This window comes from Variovorax sp. HJSM1_2 (assembly GCF_049316285.1).
Lineage (GTDB): Bacteria > Pseudomonadota > Gammaproteobacteria > Burkholderiales > Burkholderiaceae_C > Rhodoferax_B.
Genome location: NZ_JBMOXA010000015.1, coordinates 20021 through 35346 on the forward strand (window position 1 = coordinate 20021; position 15326 = coordinate 35346).

The following is a 15326-nucleotide window of genomic DNA, read 5'->3' on the forward strand; positions in this document are numbered from 1 at the left end:
TTTGGGTTGTGGTTTTTGTTCGTATATAGAACATTTGTTCTTATAATGAATTCTAGGAGGTCGAGACAGCAATGGCAACCCGATCAGAGAAAACCCCTCTGGAAACTGAACCCACACCCAAGCCCGGCGATGCCTATGTGCAGTCGTTTGCGCGTGGTTTGGACGTGATCCGTTCGTTCAGCGCCCGTGCTCCGGCGCAGACCTTGTCGCAGGTGGCGGAGCGCACGGGCCTGACACGTGCGGGTGCGCGGCGCATCCTGCTGACGCTGCAAACGCTGGGTTACGTGGAAAGCCAGCAGCGCCTGTTTCGCCTGACGCCGCGCATCCTCGATCTGGGGTTTGCGTATCTATCTTCCATGCCCATGTGGAATATCGGCGAGCCGGTAATGGAGGCCCTGGCGGCGGAGGTGTCCGAATCCACCTCGGCCGCGGTGCTGGACGGTGTCGACATCGTCTACGTGCTGCGTGTGCCCACACGCAAGATCATGCGTATAGGACTGGGGGTGGGCTCGCGCCTGCCGGCTTACTGCACCGCCATGGGCCGGGTTCTGCTGGCGGGTCTGTCGCAGGACGAGATGCGGCGCCGGCTGGAGCAGTCGGACCGGCAGGCGCTGACCAAACACACCATCACCGATGTCGATGCGCTGTGCGCCAAGGTGGAGCAGGCGCGCCGCCAGGGCTGGTGCCTGGTGAACCAGGAGCTGGAAGAGGGGTTGATTGCCGTGGCCGCCCCCCTGGTGGACCACACAGGGCGTACCGTGGCCGCGTTGAACATCAGCGGCCAGGCCAACCGCACCAATGCCAAGCTGATGCAGGACAGCATGGTGCCCGCGCTGGTGCATGCGGCGCGCGAGATGTCGGGTTTGATCCGGCCGCAATGGGCTTAGGGCGGACAGCAGGGCAGGGTTAACCGTGGGTCGGCTCCGTCCCAATCGTCGTACCATATTGCCAACAAACCACCATAACGGAGACCACTTTCATGCTTGCCCTCGTCATTCATTCCGCCGGAGACCTGCGTGTAGAAGAAGTGCCAACGGCTGCCGTCGGACCGCGCCAACTCAAGGTGCGGGTGACGCGAGGCGGCATCTGCGGCTCTGATTTGCACTACTACCAACACGGCGGCTTTGGCACCGTGCGGGTGGTCGAGCCCATGGTGCTTGGCCACGAGATTGCTGGCGTGATCGAAGATGTGGGGCCGGACAACAGCGCCTTCAAAGTTGGCCAACGCATCGCCGTGAGCCCGAGCTGGCCCTGCGGCCAGTGCCGCTACTGCCAGATGGGCTTGCAAAACCATTGCTTGGACATGCGCTACTTTGGCAGCGCCATGCGCCGCCCGCATGTGCAAGGCGCGTTCCGCCAGGAAATCGTGGTTGAAGCGCACCAGGCTCACTTGTTGAGCGACGACATCACCGATGGCGAAGGCGCCATGGCCGAACCCTTTGCCGTGGCGCTGCATGCCGTGCAACGCGCGGGCCCGTTGCTGGGCAAAAAGGTGCTGGTCACCGGCTGCGGCCCCATAGGTGCCTTGCTGGTGATTGCCGCGCGCCGCGCCGGTGCGGCGCAGATTGTGGTGACCGACATGGGCGATTTCCCGTTGCGCAAGGCCAAGCAGGTCGGCGCCGATGAAGCCATCAACATCGCCACACAGCCCGAGCAACTGGCCAAATACAGTGCCGACAAAGGCAGCTTCGATGTGTTGCTCGAAGCCAGCGGCAACGACCGGGCTTTGCGTGGTGCCTTCGACGTGCTGCGCCCGCGTGGCGTGATTGTGCAAGTGGGCCTTGGCGGCGAGATGAGCTTGCCCATCAACACCATCGTCGCCAAAGAGTTCGACCTGCGCGGCGCCTTCCGCTTCCATGAAGAATTTGCGGTTGCGGTGGAGCTGATCAACAAAGGCTTGGTGGATGTGAAGCCGCTGATCTCGGCCTCGCTGCCGTTCCGCGATGCGGGTCGCGCGTTTGCGCTGGCGGCCGACCGTACGCAGGCGATGAAGGTGCAGTTCGATTTTGCGTAAATCTGAATACCAGGTCTGGTCTCGCGCAAGACCGGCCTGAAAAATCGGCAGCTCAAAGTTGCCTGATCCCACCATCCGCTCGCAGGCTAGGTGGGTGCCTCCCCATTCTGGCGAATGGTGATGCGATGTCTGTTGTCAATTCAAATACAATTGCGAATTAATTGCATTGGTGTTTGCGTGGGCGTGTATTGCCCACGTGGACGGGAATGAGGGCGCGGCCTCGGGCGTACTGCGTCTTCTGAGAAAAAGGCATTTCAGGCTTTCTGCAAAAGCAGGTAATGCTTTCAAATCCATAGCAGATGCGGCAGCGCTCTTGGCGGCATTTCTTCAAACTGACTTCTGACAACTTATGAACCGTGCGCAGACATCGCCTTTCTGGAAACTCTGGGGCTGGCCCATTGTGTTGGGCGTCTTCAGCGCCACGGGGCTGTTCACCGCCTTGGTGTCGGACGCCTGGGGCGACGTTTGGTCGTGGATTGGCCTGGGCGTGCCGGTGGCGGTGATCGCCTGGTTTGCCTGGCGCTGAGCTGTCTGCGGCGCCGGTCGCACAACATGGCCTTGTGTTGGGTTGTCGGCTTTTACCTTGGCCGATCGGCACGCGTGTTTTTCGTCTGGCTTAGGCCTCAGTGCCTGGATCAAGTTTTAACCTAGGAGCCGTTCTTCATGCGCACAAGCACTCTCAGGACCTGGACCTGGCTGCACAAGTGGAGCAGCCTGGTGTGCACCGTCTTCATGCTGCTGCTGTGCCTGACCGGCCTGCCGCTGATTTTTCACCACGAGATCGGCCATCTGCTGGGCACCGAAGTCGAGTCCAAGGCCATGCCCGCGGGTACGCCGCACCTGAGCCTGGATGAGATCCTGAAAACCGCCAATACGCGCCATCCCGAGCGCGTGGTGCAGTTCGCCTCGCAGGGCGAGGACGACAAGAACATCTGGTTCGTCACCCTCACGCCCACACCCGCACCGACCGAAGACTTCAAGTCGATTGCGGTGGATGCGCGCACCGGCGAGATTCTGGAGCGCCCTCCGGTTGACGAAGGCTTTATGTGGATCATGTTCAAGCTGCACGTTGACCTGTTCGCTGGTTTGCCGGGCACGCTGTTCCTGGGTTTCATGGGGCTGCTGTTGGTGATCGCCATCATCTCGGGCGTGGTGCTGTATGCGCCGTTCATGCGCAAGCTGGAGTTTGGCGAGGTGCGCCGCGACCGCTCCAAGCGCGTGAAGTGGCTGGACCTGCACAACCTGCTGGGCATCGTCACGCTGGTGTGGGCGCTGGTGGTGGGCGCCACCGGTGTCATCAACACCTGGGCCGACCTGTTGGTCAAATACTGGCAATACAGCGAACTCAGCGTTTTGCTCGAGCCCTATAAAGGCCAGCCCACGGTGCCATTGGCCGAGCGCGCCTCGGTGCAGCAAGCCATGGAGACCGCCATGGCGCACACACCGGGCATGGCGGTGTCGTTCCTGGCGTTTCCGGGCACATCGTTCTCCAGTCCGCACCACACCACTTTCTTTTTGCGCGGTGATGCGCCGCTGACTTCGCGCCTGCTGCAGCCGGTGATGGTGGATGCCAAGTCCGGCGTGGTCACCGCAGCGCCCAAGCTGCCGTGGTATCTCACGGCACTGCTGGTTTCCCAGCCGCTGCACTTTGGTGATTACGGCGGCATGCCCATGCAAATCATCTGGGCGCTGCTGGATATCGCCACCATCTTTGTGCTCGGCAGTGGTCTGTATCTGTGGTTCAAGCGGCGGCAACCGCAGAGCCAAAACAACCGATCTGGCGAAGAGCTTGTGGGTGAACCGGGACTTTCTGCTGCCACGGCGCAAGTCATCGCCAGCACCGCGGCGCGCAGCCTGTCAGCACCGCAGCGGCCAGGTGCATGAATGCTTCTCTTGGGCTATCGGCGGCGGCACGCTGATCGGTTGGCATAGGCGAGAGCGTCGATCTGCGAACGCATGTGTTCGCTGTTCCCATAAAAGCGGCGTCTTTCCGCTGTTGAATACCCGGTGAACGCTATATTTAATATAGCATTTGATATGTACGCTCAGGGTAATCTCGTGCGGCATTCTGGTGCGGCAACCCTACAATCTTTTGCACTGCAATATGTCGAACACCGCGCGGCGGGGTTCGGGTAGAAACCGAGGAATCGAGTGCCAAGTAGCAAACCCATCCCGGACGACGCCACGGCGTCGGCCCAGCGCGTCATCAAGAAGTACCCTAACCGCAGGCTTTACGACACCAAGACATCCACCTACATCACGCTGGCCGAGGTCAAGCACCTGGTGATGGAGGGCCAGCCCATGGTGGTGCGCGACGCCAAGACCGGGGACGATCTCACACGCTCCATCCTGCTGCAAATCATTCTGGAGGAAGAAGCGGGCGGGGCGCCGCTGTTCACCGAACAGGCACTGGCCAACATCATCCGCTTTTACGGCCATACGGCGCAGGGCTTTCTCGGCCCTTATCTTGAGCGCAATGTGCAGGCCTTTGTCGACCTGCAATCCAAGCTGAGCGAGCAGTCCAAGGTGCTGACACCGGAGACCTGGGCGCAGTTCAGCAGCATGCAGTCGCCGGCGATACAAAACCTCATGGGAACCTATGTGGAACAGTCGAAAAACGTGTTCACGCAGTTCCAGGAGCAGATGCAGAAGCAGACCGAGCAGGTGCTGGGCAGCTTCGGCCTGAAGAAGCCCTAAGCCTCAAGGCCAGGCAAAAAAACAAGGCCGGTAGCGTTCCGGCCTTTTTCTTTTTTGGGGGAACTCTTGGCTCGGCAGGCGGCTGATGCCCGGCTTCAATCCACCGTCACTTTTGCGGAGTGCACGACCTTTTCCCAGCGCTTGAGTTCGTTGCCTATCAGCACACCAAAGGCAGCGGGTGAGACCGGCGACGGTTCTGCCCCTTCGGTTGAGAAACGCGTGCTCAGCTCTGTAGATGCAAGCGCCTTGTTCACATGCTCATTGAGCAGCTTGACGACGGGGGCAGGGGTGTTGGCCGGGGCCACCAGGCCATACCATTGGTCGGCTTCGAATCCGGCTGTGCCCTGAACCCCGCTTTCGGCCACCGTTGGCACATCCGGCAGCAGCGGCACCCGCTTGGCGCTGGAGACGGCCAGTGCGCGCATCTTGCCCGCCTTGATGTGTGCCACCAGCGCCGGACTTCCGGTGAACAGTGCCTGTATCTGCCCGGCCAACAAGTCGTTGACGGATGGCGCCGTGCCCTTGTAAGGCACGTGCTGCATGGGTGCGCCGGTTTGCAGCTTCAAGTACTCCATGGTGATGTGCGCCGCGCTGCCGTTGCCACCCGATCCGTAGGAGATGGCCAGGGGCTTGGCCTTCGCCAGGGTGATGAAGTCGGCCAGCGTCTGCGCCGCAACCGAGGGATGCACGACCAGGACATTGGGTACCTGGGCCACCAGCGCGACCGGTGTGAAATCACGTAAGGGATTCAGTCCCAGCTTGGGGTAGAGGTGTGGGTTCACGGCCAGCGTGCCGGTGTGTCCCATGAACAGCGTGTACCCGTCGGCGGCTGCGCGCAAGACCCGCTCGGTCGCCACGCTGCCGCCTGCGCCGGGCAGGTTTTCGATCACCACGGGCTGGCCCAGGGATTTGGCCAGCTCCTGTCCCACAGCGCGGGCGAGGATGTCGGCCGAGCCGCCGGGCGTGAACGGCACGACCAGCTTGATCGCACGTTGAGGGTAGCTTTGAGCATGGCTTGAAAGGGCCAGCAAGGCCAGCGCGCCAGTGACTGTGCGTAGGCAGGTGCGGCGAGAAAACGATGTGATCACAACGGGTCTCCTGTTATTAGAAAAATGAGATCGATGTGATTGTCGTATCTTGGCGCCGTTGTGGTTGGCCACCGTTCTACATCTGGCCGTGGTGATGCGCCCCAGCCCGAGAGCTGGGGCGCCCCGCGAAAAACAACTCCAATCGGATGCTGACGACGCAGCCGCCAGTCCAGAGATCGGCCAGTATCCCGCGACCGCCTTCTACCGGCCTCTGAAGACTGGCGGCCGCTTTTCCGCAAAGGCGCGTGCCGCCTCGCGGAAATCCTCGCTGCGATCCGCGCGTTGCACCATCGCGTCCAGTGTTGCGCGCTGCTGTTCTATGCAGCCCGCCAGCACGGCGTTGAGCTGCGCTTTGGAGCCGGCGATGGACAGCGGCGCGGCCTGCCCCATGTGGGCGCCAAAGGCGAACGCCGCCGCTATCACGTCGCCTTCGGTGAGGGCGTCGAGGTAGCCCACACGATGCGACTCGGCAGCATCGTAAAGCGCCCCCTCGTACACCCAGCGCCTGGTATTCGACACGCCGATGAGCCAGGCCAGGCGCTGAAGCTGTATGGTGGGGTAGACCAGGCCAAGCTTGGCCACCGGGACACCGATGCGTGCCGTGGCATCCCCCACGCGGAAGTCGCAGCACATCGCCAGGCTGCAGCCGCCGCCTACACACACGCCCGAGATCGCAGCGATCACCGGCTTGGGGACGGCCTGCACCGCTGCATAACATTGCTGAATGCGCGCGCGCCAAAGCTCCTTCTGCGCCTCGTCGGTGACCGCAGAGAAGGCTTTTACGTCATCTCCCGCACAAAAATGGCCCTCGGCGCCGGTCAGCACGATGAGTCGCACGGACGGGTCGGCCCCTAGGGACTCGAATGTGTCCTTGAGGTCGGTCCAGGCGGCGAAGTCGCAGGCGTTGCGCCGATGTGGCCGCGTGATGCTGACCAGGGCGCGGCCCTCGCCTTGGTGGTCAACCCGGATGTTGGATGAAGTTGGCATGTCGTCAGTCTGCCTTGATGGCACTGTCTTTGATGACCTTGCCCCACTTGGCGAGTTCCTGGCCCAGACGTTGCGTGGCCTCCTCGGGCGTGGAGCTGACGCGCTCAATGCCAAGCGCCTGGAAGCGCGCCTGTACGTCGGGCATTTGCAGGATTTTGGCAACCTCCTGGTTCAACCGCTGCACCACTGGCCGGGGCGTGGCGGCCGGTGCGAGCAGGGCGTAAGACGATGCCACTTCGAAGCCCGGATAACCAGCCTCCCGGGCTGTTGGCACATCGCGCAGTGCGCCGATACGCTCGGGGGTGGTCACCGCCAAGGGACGCAGCTTGCCGCTCTTGAAGTTGGCCACGGCCGTAGGCACGGTGGCGAACATCAGATTCAACTGCCCAGCCATCAAATCGATGATGGCCGGTGCCGCGCCACGGTAAGGAATATGCACCATGCTGATGCCCGCCTGCTGCTTGAACATTTCGCCGGCGACGTGCTCGATGGAGCCATTGCCCGAGGAGCCGTAGTCCAGGCTGCCGGGCTTGGCCTTGGCGGCTTTCACCAACTCGGGCACCGATTGGGCGCTCACGGTCTCGTTCACCACCAGCACCAGGGGCAGTGAACCCACGAGCGAGATGCCCGCGAAATCCTTGTCGAGCTGGTAGCCCGCTGTGGTCGGGTAGAGCACCGAGTTCATGGCGTAAGTGGTCACCGGGGCCATCAGCAGTGTGTAGCCATCCGGCTGGGCTCTGGCGACGAACTGTGCGCCTATGTTGCCCGAGGCGCCGGCCTTGTTGTCCACCACCACGGGTTTGCCGAGGGCGTCGCCCAATTTCTGTGCCACCATGCGCGCCACGGCGTCGACCGCACCGCCTGCGGCATAGCCCACGACCACCGTGACTTGGCGCGCCGGAAAATCTTGCGCGGCTGCGGCTGTGCAGGCCAAAACCGCTGCGCAGGCAGCCACAAGGTGCTTGAGGTTTGGATTCATCATGGTCGTCCTGTTCAGATGCGGGCTTGCTCGGCGTCCCAAGCGCCCGAGAGGTTGCGGGGCAGTTCGTTCTTGCGGATACGCTGCGTAGGGGTCTTGGGAAACTCGGCTATGAAGGCGACGAAGCGCGGCACCTGAAAGGCCGGCATGCGCGGTTTGCACCAGTCCACCAGCGCTTGCGGCGCCAGCTCCGCGCCTTCGGCCAGGCGTGCAAAAAGCTTTAGTTCTTCATCACCGAGTTCGCTGGGCACACCCACGACCGCACATTCGGCGATGGCGGGGTGTTCGCCTATGACACGCTCGACTTCCCAGGCCGAGATGTTGATCCCGCGACGGCGCACCGTGTCCTTCTGGCGCCCGGCGAAGTAGTAGTAGCCGGCTTCGTCGCGGCGGGCCAGATCGCCGCTGCAGAACCAGTCGCCGCGCCACGCTGCCCGGGTGGCATCTTCGTTGCGGAAATAGCCGAGGAACTGCAGGCCAGGCACTCGTGAGCGCACACATATCTCGCCAGGCTGACCTAGCGGCACTTCGTTGCCGTCCCCATCGGTGAGTTTGAGTTCAAAGTACGACAGTGGTTGCCCTATGGAGAACTTGGGCCCCTGCGGATTCACGGTCACGAAGGTGATCATTTCAGATAGGCCATAACCCTCGCGCATCTCCACGCCGAAACGCGCCGAGAACACCTCCCACACTTCGGGCGGGCAGCCGCCGCCCCAGGCGATACGCACGCGGTGGTCGCGGTCGTCGCTTCGCGGCGGCTGCTTCAGCAGCATGGGCAGCACACCGCCCAGGTAATGGATGTGTGTCACGCCATAACGGCGGCATTGGTCCCAAAACTGCGAGGCGCTGAACTTCTCCACCATCGCCAACGTCAGCTTCTGCAAGATGGCTGCAATGCATACGGCCACACCTGCACCGTGGTGCAGCGACTCCCACAGCAGGAACACGTCACCCGGCTGTGCGCCGGTGAGGCGCAGCGTGCCCATGGGCCCCGCGCGCAAAGTGCGGTCGGACTTGTTCACTCCCTTGGGCGCTCCCGTGGTGCCCGAGCTGGGGGTGAGCGCGATGATGTCATCCGGCCCCGGCTCCACAGCTGGCGGTGCGTTATCGGCGTGCGCCAGCAGGTCGGCGAAGTCATTGGCCGTGCCGCCGCGCCAGAGTGTCATCTCCAGTGTGTTGGCGGGCAGGGCCTCGGCCAGCACAGCGGCGTGGGCGGCGTCGGCGATCAGCGCACGCGGGGTGAAGGCCTCGAACGGGTAGGCCAGCGATGCGCCCTTGAAGCTGGTGTTGATCGGCACCCGCACCAGGCCGATCTTGGCGAGCGCCAGAATCGCCACCAGATGGTCCGGGTGGCTAGGCAACATCAGCGCCACACGGTCGCCGGGCTTGAGGCCGCGCGCCAGCAGCGCGTTGGCCACGCGGTTGACCTGGGTGTTGATCTCGCCGAAGCTGTGTTCCCTCTCCTGGAATTTCAACAGCACGTGGTGCGGGTCTTCGAGCGCACGGCGGTCCATGATGCGGCGCAGTGTCTCGTCGCCTACGGGTGGCATCTCTATCATGGCTTGCTCCCTCCGAGCGCGTGGCCGCGCGCGGCCATGAAGCTCTCCATCTTTTGTGCGGGTTCGCCGGAGGCATAAGACTCGCGGTGCGCGCGGATGGCTGCCGCGATGGTTTGGCGGAAGCCCGCCTCTGTCATGTCGGCGAACCAGGCGCGGTCCAGCTTCATGGCCAGAGGCGCCTTAGCCGCGAGCTGTTCCGCGATCTGCAGCGCCTTGACCAGCACCTGTTCGCGCGGCACAAGGTGGTGGATCAGGCCGATCTCGCGGCATTCCTGGGCCTGCATCATGCGGCCGGTGAGTGTGAGCTCTATGGTGCGCGACATGCCGAGGATCTCTTTCATGATCCACGGCCCAGTGATGCTGGCGATGCCCGAGTTGATCTCGGGCTGGCCCATGGTGACCTGCTCGTGGCCCACCCGGATGTCGCACAGCAGCGATACCTGAAACGCAGAGCCTGCGGCCACACCGTTGAGTGCCGCCACGATGGGCTTGGTCAGGCGCCGCAGGGTCCCGTAAAAGCTTTCCCACTCGCGAATCCACGATTCGGCCGCATCGGCGTCGAAGTCGTGGGCCTCGGCGAAATCCTGCCCGGCGGAAAAGGCGCGTTCTCCAGCGCCGGTCATCACCACTGCACCGATCGCGGCGTCGTGGTCGAAGTCGCGCAATGCGGCAACGATGAGGTCGCGCATCGGCTTGTCCCAGGCATTCAGCTTGGCGGGCTTGTTGAGCGTGATCAGGCCTACGGGCCCGCGGCGCTCGATGAGGATGGCAGAAGAGGGTGTCATGGGTTTGGTCGTCCGATTCGAACGTGAGTGGTCTACGCCGCAAAGAATAAAAGTCGACTGCCATTTCGTCAAATAAGACTATTGCTATGGTTCATATCTCAATGGATATACTGCTCGCCAGCAAATTCGCGGGTGAAACCTATGCGCTGGAAACTGATTGAGACCTTTAGGGCGGTGATGCTGACGCGATCCATGACGGTGGCCGCGCAGGAGCTGCACACCTCCCAGCCCAACATCAGCCGGGCCGTGGCACAACTGGAAGCCGAAGTCGGTTTTCGCCTGTTCGTACGGCTGGGCGGGCGTCTGACACCGACGCCCGAGGCAGAGGCGTTCTTCCAGTCCGTGCAACGCTGGTTTCTTGGCATGGAAGCCCTCACCGACTCGGCCAAACAAATCCGCGAAATCGGCACGGGCACGCTGCGCATAGGTGCCGTGGCGTCGTTGGCCATGAGTGTCATGCCGGAGGCCATGCGCGCCTTTCGCAGCCTGTACCCTGAGGTGTCGGTCTCGATACACACGGCCGACTCCTCGACCGTGGCGAAGTGGACAGCCAACCGCTATGTAGACATGGGTTTGGTCACCAATCTGGACGACACGCCAGGCCTTAGCCCTCGCTTGTGGGCCGAGGAAGAGGGGGTTTGCATCGTTCCCAAAGCTCATGCGCTGGCAAAGAAACGTGTGATTCGCAAGTCGGACCTGGACAATGAGCCGTTTATCTCGCTGACCCAGGGCGATGGCACGCGAACCGTGGTTGATGCTGCCTTCAACCCTGACAAGAGACGGTTGACGCTGGATGCCCCCTATCAGGCGGTCATTTGCCGCATGGTGAGCTTGGGCTTGGGTGTGAGTGTGGTCAACCCACTCGTCGTGCGCCATTTGGCGCTTGCTGGTATCAAGGCCCTGCCATTCAAGCCTGAAGTGAGGTTTGCCCGCTACATACTCGTGGCCCAGCAGCAGGCAGAGTCCACCCTGATGGGCGCATTTGTCGCCTGTCTCGATGGAATGTGAAGCAGCTTGCGACTTTGGTCTTTCGCTTCAGACGGGTTGTTGCCGTGGATCGACTGCTGTCGGATACCTACTGTGGGCTGGAAGCACGACATGCAGATAGGCGTCCGTGATGCCATTCCCTGAACATGAAATCAATGAACCACTAGTTGTTTTTGGTGGCCGCAGCCTGGGTTGCCGACTTGCGGTGGGCGAATCCCGCCGCAAGCACGCCGCTGAGCACGATCAGTCCCATGCCGGTGGCGACGTGCGGCGCCGGCACTTGGTCGAACATCAGCCAACCCAGCCACCCGGCCCAGATCAACTGGGTGTAAGAAAACGGTGCAATGGCGCCAGGAGGGGCCCGGTGGTAGGCCAGCACTACCATCCATTGCGCCACACACCAACTTGCCGCCATGGCCAGCAGCCACGGCCAATGCCCCACCATTACGGCGAAGTCGGCGCTTGCCAGGTTGGGTGACAGCAGCAAGACACCCGATGCCGACGAATACAGCATCGTGGTGCCTGCGGGGTCTGTGCCGCCCAACAGGCGCGTGCAAATCACCGCGCCGGCCCACGCCGCAGATGACAGCAGTGGATAGACCATTGCCTGACTGAAGCCCGCTGAGCCTGGCTGGGCCACGACCAACACCCCGACAAATCCCAGCAGCACCGGCAGGCAGCGCCACAAGCTCAAGCGTTCGTGCAGCAGCCATGCGGATAGGATGGTCACATACAGCGGCGAGGCAAATACCAAGGCCGTCGCCTCGGCTATTGGCAGGGTTTTCAGGCCTTGCAAGAACAACACGGCCGATCCCACCAGCCCGGCGGCGCGAGCCCCCTGCAGCCAGGGGCGTTGGGAGCGCCACAGGCTGCGGTTGCGGGCGAGCAGCGGCAACACCGTCAGCAGCAACATGGCGTAGCGCAGGCACGCCAGTTCTGCTGCGGGCAAACCGCCGCCGGCTTTTTTCACGAGTGCATCTGACAATGAAAAACCCGCCATGGCAGCCACCAACAGCAGGCAGCCGGCGAGGTGTGATGGCGGGCGCATGGCGTGGCGGCGCTCCGGCTATGGGCGGCGCACACGCAGGGTGCGAGCGGCCTCGGGTGTGTCGGTTTCGTCTGCGCCAACACGCCAGGTCTGTGCCGCAATCTGCGTGCCTTTGGCGGTGGTGCGAGGGTACAGGTGCAGCGTCCAATCTTGCGCGGTTTTCAACTGGCTGATCTGTCCCGTGGCCGTCGCCTGGTCGGAAAAAGCGATGATCACCAACTCACCGACCCGCAGGGGCAATTGCGCCACAGGGGTGGCGCTACGCAGCCGGGCACCGGCGTAGAGATGACTGTGGCTGGCCACAAATACCCAGGGCGGCGCATGACGAGACGGCATCGGCGTCGCGCGTTTCAGCGTTCGTCCAGCACCTCTGCCACGATGCGCATGGTGGTGGCAATGTGTTCGCGCGTCAGCCGTTCGGCGCGGTCGCCATCACGTTTTTCCAGCGCCTCCAGAATCGCTTGGTGCTCTGTTGCCGAGTGGGCCAACTGATCCTTGGCAAAAATAACCGGCAGGCGCAGGCTCCAATACTGGAATTGAGTGCGTTCGTGCTGTTCCACAAAGTAGGGGTTGCCTGATAACTCGACCACTCGGCGGTGAAAGATCTGGTTCAGCCGGTTGACTTCGCTGCGCGAGGTGGCTTCGGCGCGGTCCATGGCTTCCAAAATTTTGCGCAGCTCTTGAATCGCCTCGGCGGGGGCTCGTTCACATGCCAGGCGTGTGGCAAATCCCTCGATGGCCATGCGGCTCTCAAAGATGCTGCGAAAGGCCAGCGGAGCGCTGTTGCCCACGACCCAGCCGCGGTTGCGACTGACCAAGCCTTCTCCCTGCAGGCGTAGCAGCGCCTCGCGCACAGGCGTGCGCCCGGCGTTCAGCAATTCGCAAATGTCGTCTTCGACCAGCCTGTCACCGGGCTTGATTTCGTGCGACAGAATCTTGTCGCGCAACTGCTGGTGCACGTCGTGGGCGATCAGGGCCGTACCGTTTTTTGTGCGCGTCATGAAGTTTCCATTGAGGCTTGGCTGTCTTGATTGGGGGCGCTGCTGGACAACAGGATCAGGCGGTACGACGCACTTCAAGCACCACTCCGGCGCCGGCGGCGGTGTCGAAGTAGGTGAACCCGGAGTGGTCGGCGCGGCGGCCGCGTGCGGTGATCGCAACGCCTGCCGCCTGGGCCATGGCCTCGGCTTGGTCGCAATCGGAAACCTCAAAGCCGAGATGGTAGACCCCCTCTCCATGTGTATCCAGAAAGCGTCTTTGCGGCGAGTCTAGCAAGGAAGGCTGGCATAGCTGGATTTGCATATTCTCCAGGTCCAGGCATTTGTAGCGCATGGCGTCCGAGGCCGCGCGGTTGGGCACTTCGAACGTCACGTAAGCCTGGCCTTTGGGATAGTCGAACCATGGGCCCATGCCCAGGCCTTGGTAGTAGGCCACGGCTTTTTCGAGATCGTGGACGACGATGCAGACATGGTGCAGTTGCTGAAAGGGATGGCGCATGGCGGCGGTGCGTGGAACAGTGTTGGGCATGGGGTTGGAAAGAGGCTTTTTGTTCAAAGGAAGCAAGACTTTTAATGGTGCTGGCGCGATAGAAACTGCCGCCCGCGTTCGCTGGACGGTGCCTCGAAGAATTGGCGTGCGGGTGTCACGTCTTCCACGATTTCGCCGTTCACCATGAATAACACGCGGTCGGCAAAGTCGCGCGCCAAGGCCATCTCGTGGGTGGCCATCATCATGGTGATGCCGTCTTCAGCCAGTTGGCGAATCACGGCAATCACCTCCTGGGCGAGTTCGGGGTCGAGCGCGCTGGTGGGTTCGTCCAGCAGCATCACCGAGGGTTGCATGGCCAGCGCGCGCGCAATTGCCACACGCTGTTGCTGGCCGCCCGAGAGTTGGTGCGGGTAGGCGTGTGCTTTTTCTGCCAAGCCCACGCGGTGCAGAAGCGCCAGAGCCTGCTCGCGCGCTTGTGCCCGTGGTGTGCCCAGCACATGCACTGGTCCCGACATCACGTTGTCCAGCACACACATGTGGCGAAACAGGTTGAAGCTTTGGAACACCATGCCGGTGCGGCGGCGTTGCTGGCTGATCTCCTGGTCACTCAACTCGTGTAAGGCAGTGCCGCGTTCGCGGTAACCGACCAGGCTGCCGTCGACGACTATTTTTCCGCCGTCTATGGTTTCCAGGTGGTTCACACACCGCAGCAGCGTGGACTTGCCGGCACCGGATGGGCCGAGAACGGCCACCACCTGGCCGCGCGGAATGTTGGCGCTGACATTGCGCAGCACACATTGCGCGCCGCGGTGTTTGGTCACCTGCATCAGTTCAATGGCATTGGGATTCATGTTGGGCATACGGGCTCAGCGGTGCGGGAAGAATTTTTCGAGCGTGGTTTGCAGCACGGTGGCAAAGGCTGTCATGACCAGATACCAGAACCCGGCCACGGCCAGCAACTCCACCACATGGAAGTTGGCGGCATAGATGTCCGTGGAGATGCGCAGCAATTCCAGGTAGCCAATGGCCGATGCCAGCGAGGTTGACTTCAGCAGCAGGATGTACTGGTTGCCCGCGGCCGGCACGATGATGCGCGCCGCCTGAGGAATCACCACCTGGCGCATCACCACGCTGTGGCGCATGCCGATGGCGCGCGCGGCGTCGCGCTGGCCGTTGTCCACTGCCAGAAAACCGCCACGGATGATCTCCGCCATGTACGCGCCTTCCGCCAGGCTCAGCCCCACCAGCGCCGCGATGTGTGGCGTGATCACCGATGTCATGGGCGCATCCAGCAGCACCCAACCGGTGAACGGAATGGCAATGTGCAACTGCGGGAACATGATAGGGAAGGCGTTGAACCAGAAGATCAACTGGATCAGCATCGGAGTACCACGGAACAAGTAGACGTAGGTCGACGAAAACGCCGTGAGAATGGGATTGCCGCTGACACGCATCAGGGCCACCACCAGGCCTACCGCCGCTGCGAGAAACAGGGCAGTGGTGCCAAGCAGCAGCGAATTCAAGGCCCCCTCCAGCACCATGGGGCTGAACAGGTATTTCAGAAAGACGCCGGGGTCGAGCACCTTGGCGGTGAAGGCCGCGTGACCAACCGTTGCGAGTGCAGCCGACACCAGCACCGCGAAGAGCCAGGGCCCCCATTGGCGTCTGTGCACAACGCGGCGGGTCGCCAAAGG

The 15326-nt window shown here is 62.4% G+C and carries 17 protein-coding genes; 6 read left to right on the forward strand and 11 right to left on the reverse strand.

What is annotated here, in order from left to right:
• Nucleotides 1-71 precede the first annotated feature (71 nt).
• The 5 genes from ACFQ95_RS16760 (at nucleotide 72) to phaR (ending at nucleotide 4711) form a co-directional block, all read left to right on the forward strand.
• Nucleotides 72-887, forward strand: coding sequence for an IclR family transcriptional regulator domain-containing protein (locus tag ACFQ95_RS16760; RefSeq protein WP_422832775.1), 816 nt, complete (start codon nucleotides 72-74; stop codon nucleotides 885-887).
• A 92-nt stretch (nucleotides 888-979) separates the two neighbouring features.
• Entirely contained in the window at nucleotides 980-2014 is a 1035-nt protein-coding gene (locus tag ACFQ95_RS16765; protein WP_422832776.1) for an L-idonate 5-dehydrogenase, read from the forward strand.
• A 349-nt stretch (nucleotides 2015-2363) separates the two neighbouring features.
• Nucleotides 2364-2540: a hypothetical protein gene (locus ACFQ95_RS16770; RefSeq protein ID WP_422832777.1), complete on the forward strand. Its 177-nt coding sequence runs from the start codon at nucleotides 2364-2366 to the stop codon at nucleotides 2538-2540.
• Nucleotides 2541-2677: 137 nt separating this feature from the next.
• Nucleotides 2678-3898, forward strand: coding sequence for a PepSY-associated TM helix domain-containing protein (locus ACFQ95_RS16775; protein WP_422832778.1), 1221 nt, complete (start codon nucleotides 2678-2680; stop codon nucleotides 3896-3898).
• Between the two features lie 267 nt (nucleotides 3899-4165).
• Nucleotides 4166-4711, forward strand: coding sequence for a polyhydroxyalkanoate synthesis repressor PhaR (gene phaR, locus ACFQ95_RS16780; RefSeq protein WP_422832780.1), 546 nt, complete (start codon nucleotides 4166-4168; stop codon nucleotides 4709-4711).
• Between the two features lie 95 nt (nucleotides 4712-4806).
• On the opposite strand, the gene ACFQ95_RS16785 is transcribed toward phaR, so the two are convergent.
• The 5 genes from ACFQ95_RS16785 to ACFQ95_RS16805 form a co-directional block, all read right to left on the reverse strand.
• Nucleotides 4807-5799: a Bug family tripartite tricarboxylate transporter substrate binding protein gene (locus tag ACFQ95_RS16785; RefSeq protein WP_422832781.1), complete on the reverse strand. Its 993-nt coding sequence runs from the start codon at nucleotides 5797-5799 to the stop codon at nucleotides 4807-4809.
• A gap of 201 nt (nucleotides 5800-6000) precedes the next feature.
• On the reverse strand, nucleotides 6001-6786 hold the full coding sequence (locus ACFQ95_RS16790) for an enoyl-CoA hydratase/isomerase family protein (protein ID WP_422832782.1): 786 nt from the start codon (nucleotides 6784-6786) through the stop codon (nucleotides 6001-6003).
• A 4-nt stretch (nucleotides 6787-6790) separates the two neighbouring features.
• Nucleotides 6791-7768 (reverse strand): tripartite tricarboxylate transporter substrate binding protein, encoded by a 978-nt coding sequence (locus ACFQ95_RS16795; protein ID WP_422832783.1) that lies wholly within the window; start codon nucleotides 7766-7768, stop codon nucleotides 6791-6793.
• A gap of 11 nt (nucleotides 7769-7779) precedes the next feature.
• Nucleotides 7780-9324, reverse strand: coding sequence for an AMP-binding protein (locus ACFQ95_RS16800; RefSeq protein WP_422832785.1), 1545 nt, complete (start codon nucleotides 9322-9324; stop codon nucleotides 7780-7782).
• Nucleotides 9321-10109, reverse strand: coding sequence for an enoyl-CoA hydratase/isomerase family protein (locus tag ACFQ95_RS16805; RefSeq protein ID WP_422832787.1), 789 nt, complete (start codon nucleotides 10107-10109; stop codon nucleotides 9321-9323). Before ACFQ95_RS16805 ends, ACFQ95_RS16800 begins: the two co-directional genes overlap by 4 nt.
• A gap of 141 nt (nucleotides 10110-10250) precedes the next feature.
• Between ACFQ95_RS16805 and ACFQ95_RS16810 the strand changes: the two genes are divergently transcribed.
• Nucleotides 10251-11117, forward strand: a complete 867-nt coding sequence (locus ACFQ95_RS16810; protein WP_422832788.1) for a LysR family transcriptional regulator — start codon at nucleotides 10251-10253, stop codon at nucleotides 11115-11117.
• Between the two features lie 142 nt (nucleotides 11118-11259).
• On the opposite strand, the gene ACFQ95_RS16815 is transcribed toward ACFQ95_RS16810, so the two are convergent.
• The 6 genes from ACFQ95_RS16815 to ACFQ95_RS16840 are packed head-to-tail and all read right to left on the reverse strand — an operon-like array spanning nucleotide 11260 to nucleotide 15305.
• Nucleotides 11260-12144, reverse strand: a complete 885-nt coding sequence (locus tag ACFQ95_RS16815) for a DMT family transporter (protein WP_422832790.1) — start codon at nucleotides 12142-12144, stop codon at nucleotides 11260-11262.
• An 18-nt stretch (nucleotides 12145-12162) separates the two neighbouring features.
• On the reverse strand, nucleotides 12163-12480 hold the full coding sequence (locus ACFQ95_RS16820; RefSeq protein ID WP_422832792.1) for a hypothetical protein: 318 nt from the start codon (nucleotides 12478-12480) through the stop codon (nucleotides 12163-12165).
• Nucleotides 12481-12494: 14 nt separating this feature from the next.
• Nucleotides 12495-13145, reverse strand: coding sequence for a GntR family transcriptional regulator (locus tag ACFQ95_RS16825; protein ID WP_422832793.1), 651 nt, complete (start codon nucleotides 13143-13145; stop codon nucleotides 12495-12497).
• Nucleotides 13146-13200: 55 nt separating this feature from the next.
• Nucleotides 13201-13671 (reverse strand): VOC family protein, encoded by a 471-nt coding sequence (locus ACFQ95_RS16830; protein ID WP_422832795.1) that lies wholly within the window; start codon nucleotides 13669-13671, stop codon nucleotides 13201-13203.
• 41 nt (nucleotides 13672-13712) lie between these two features.
• Complete coding sequence (locus ACFQ95_RS16835; protein ID WP_422832796.1) at nucleotides 13713-14492, reverse strand: amino acid ABC transporter ATP-binding protein; 780 nt, start codon at nucleotides 14490-14492, stop codon at nucleotides 13713-13715.
• Between the two features lie 6 nt (nucleotides 14493-14498).
• Complete coding sequence (locus ACFQ95_RS16840) at nucleotides 14499-15305, reverse strand: amino acid ABC transporter permease (protein WP_422832797.1); 807 nt, start codon at nucleotides 15303-15305, stop codon at nucleotides 14499-14501.
• Nucleotides 15306-15326: the final 21 nt, after the last annotated feature.

What these genes read in the sequence shown, in the direction of transcription:
- ACFQ95_RS16795 (WP_422832783.1), bottom strand. Translation starts at nt 7,768, where the DNA reads ATGATGAATCCAAACCTCAAGCACCTTGTGGCTGCCTGCGCAGCGGTT.
- ACFQ95_RS16835 (WP_422832796.1), bottom strand. Translation starts at nt 14,492, where the DNA reads ATGCCCAACATGAATCCCAATGCCATTGAACTGATGCAGGTGACCAAA.
- ACFQ95_RS16760 (WP_422832775.1), top strand. Translation starts at nt 72, where the DNA reads ATGGCAACCCGATCAGAGAAAACCCCTCTGGAAACTGAACCCACACCC.
- ACFQ95_RS16770 (WP_422832777.1), top strand. Translation starts at nt 2,364, where the DNA reads ATGAACCGTGCGCAGACATCGCCTTTCTGGAAACTCTGGGGCTGGCCC.
- ACFQ95_RS16810 (WP_422832788.1), top strand. Translation starts at nt 10,251, where the DNA reads ATGCGCTGGAAACTGATTGAGACCTTTAGGGCGGTGATGCTGACGCGA.
- ACFQ95_RS16765 (WP_422832776.1), top strand. Translation starts at nt 980, where the DNA reads ATGCTTGCCCTCGTCATTCATTCCGCCGGAGACCTGCGTGTAGAAGAA.
- ACFQ95_RS16790 (WP_422832782.1), bottom strand. Translation starts at nt 6,786, where the DNA reads ATGCCAACTTCATCCAACATCCGGGTTGACCACCAAGGCGAGGGCCGC.
- ACFQ95_RS16825 (WP_422832793.1), bottom strand. Translation starts at nt 13,145, where the DNA reads ATGACGCGCACAAAAAACGGTACGGCCCTGATCGCCCACGACGTGCAC.
- ACFQ95_RS16800 (WP_422832785.1), bottom strand. Translation starts at nt 9,324, where the DNA reads ATGATAGAGATGCCACCCGTAGGCGACGAGACACTGCGCCGCATCATG.
- ACFQ95_RS16805 (WP_422832787.1), bottom strand. Translation starts at nt 10,109, where the DNA reads ATGACACCCTCTTCTGCCATCCTCATCGAGCGCCGCGGGCCCGTAGGC.
- ACFQ95_RS16830 (WP_422832795.1), bottom strand. Translation starts at nt 13,671, where the DNA reads ATGCCCAACACTGTTCCACGCACCGCCGCCATGCGCCATCCCTTTCAG.
- ACFQ95_RS16815 (WP_422832790.1), bottom strand. Translation starts at nt 12,144, where the DNA reads ATGCGCCCGCCATCACACCTCGCCGGCTGCCTGCTGTTGGTGGCTGCC.
- ACFQ95_RS16820 (WP_422832792.1), bottom strand. Translation starts at nt 12,480, where the DNA reads ATGCCGTCTCGTCATGCGCCGCCCTGGGTATTTGTGGCCAGCCACAGT.
- ACFQ95_RS16775 (WP_422832778.1), top strand. Translation starts at nt 2,678, where the DNA reads ATGCGCACAAGCACTCTCAGGACCTGGACCTGGCTGCACAAGTGGAGC.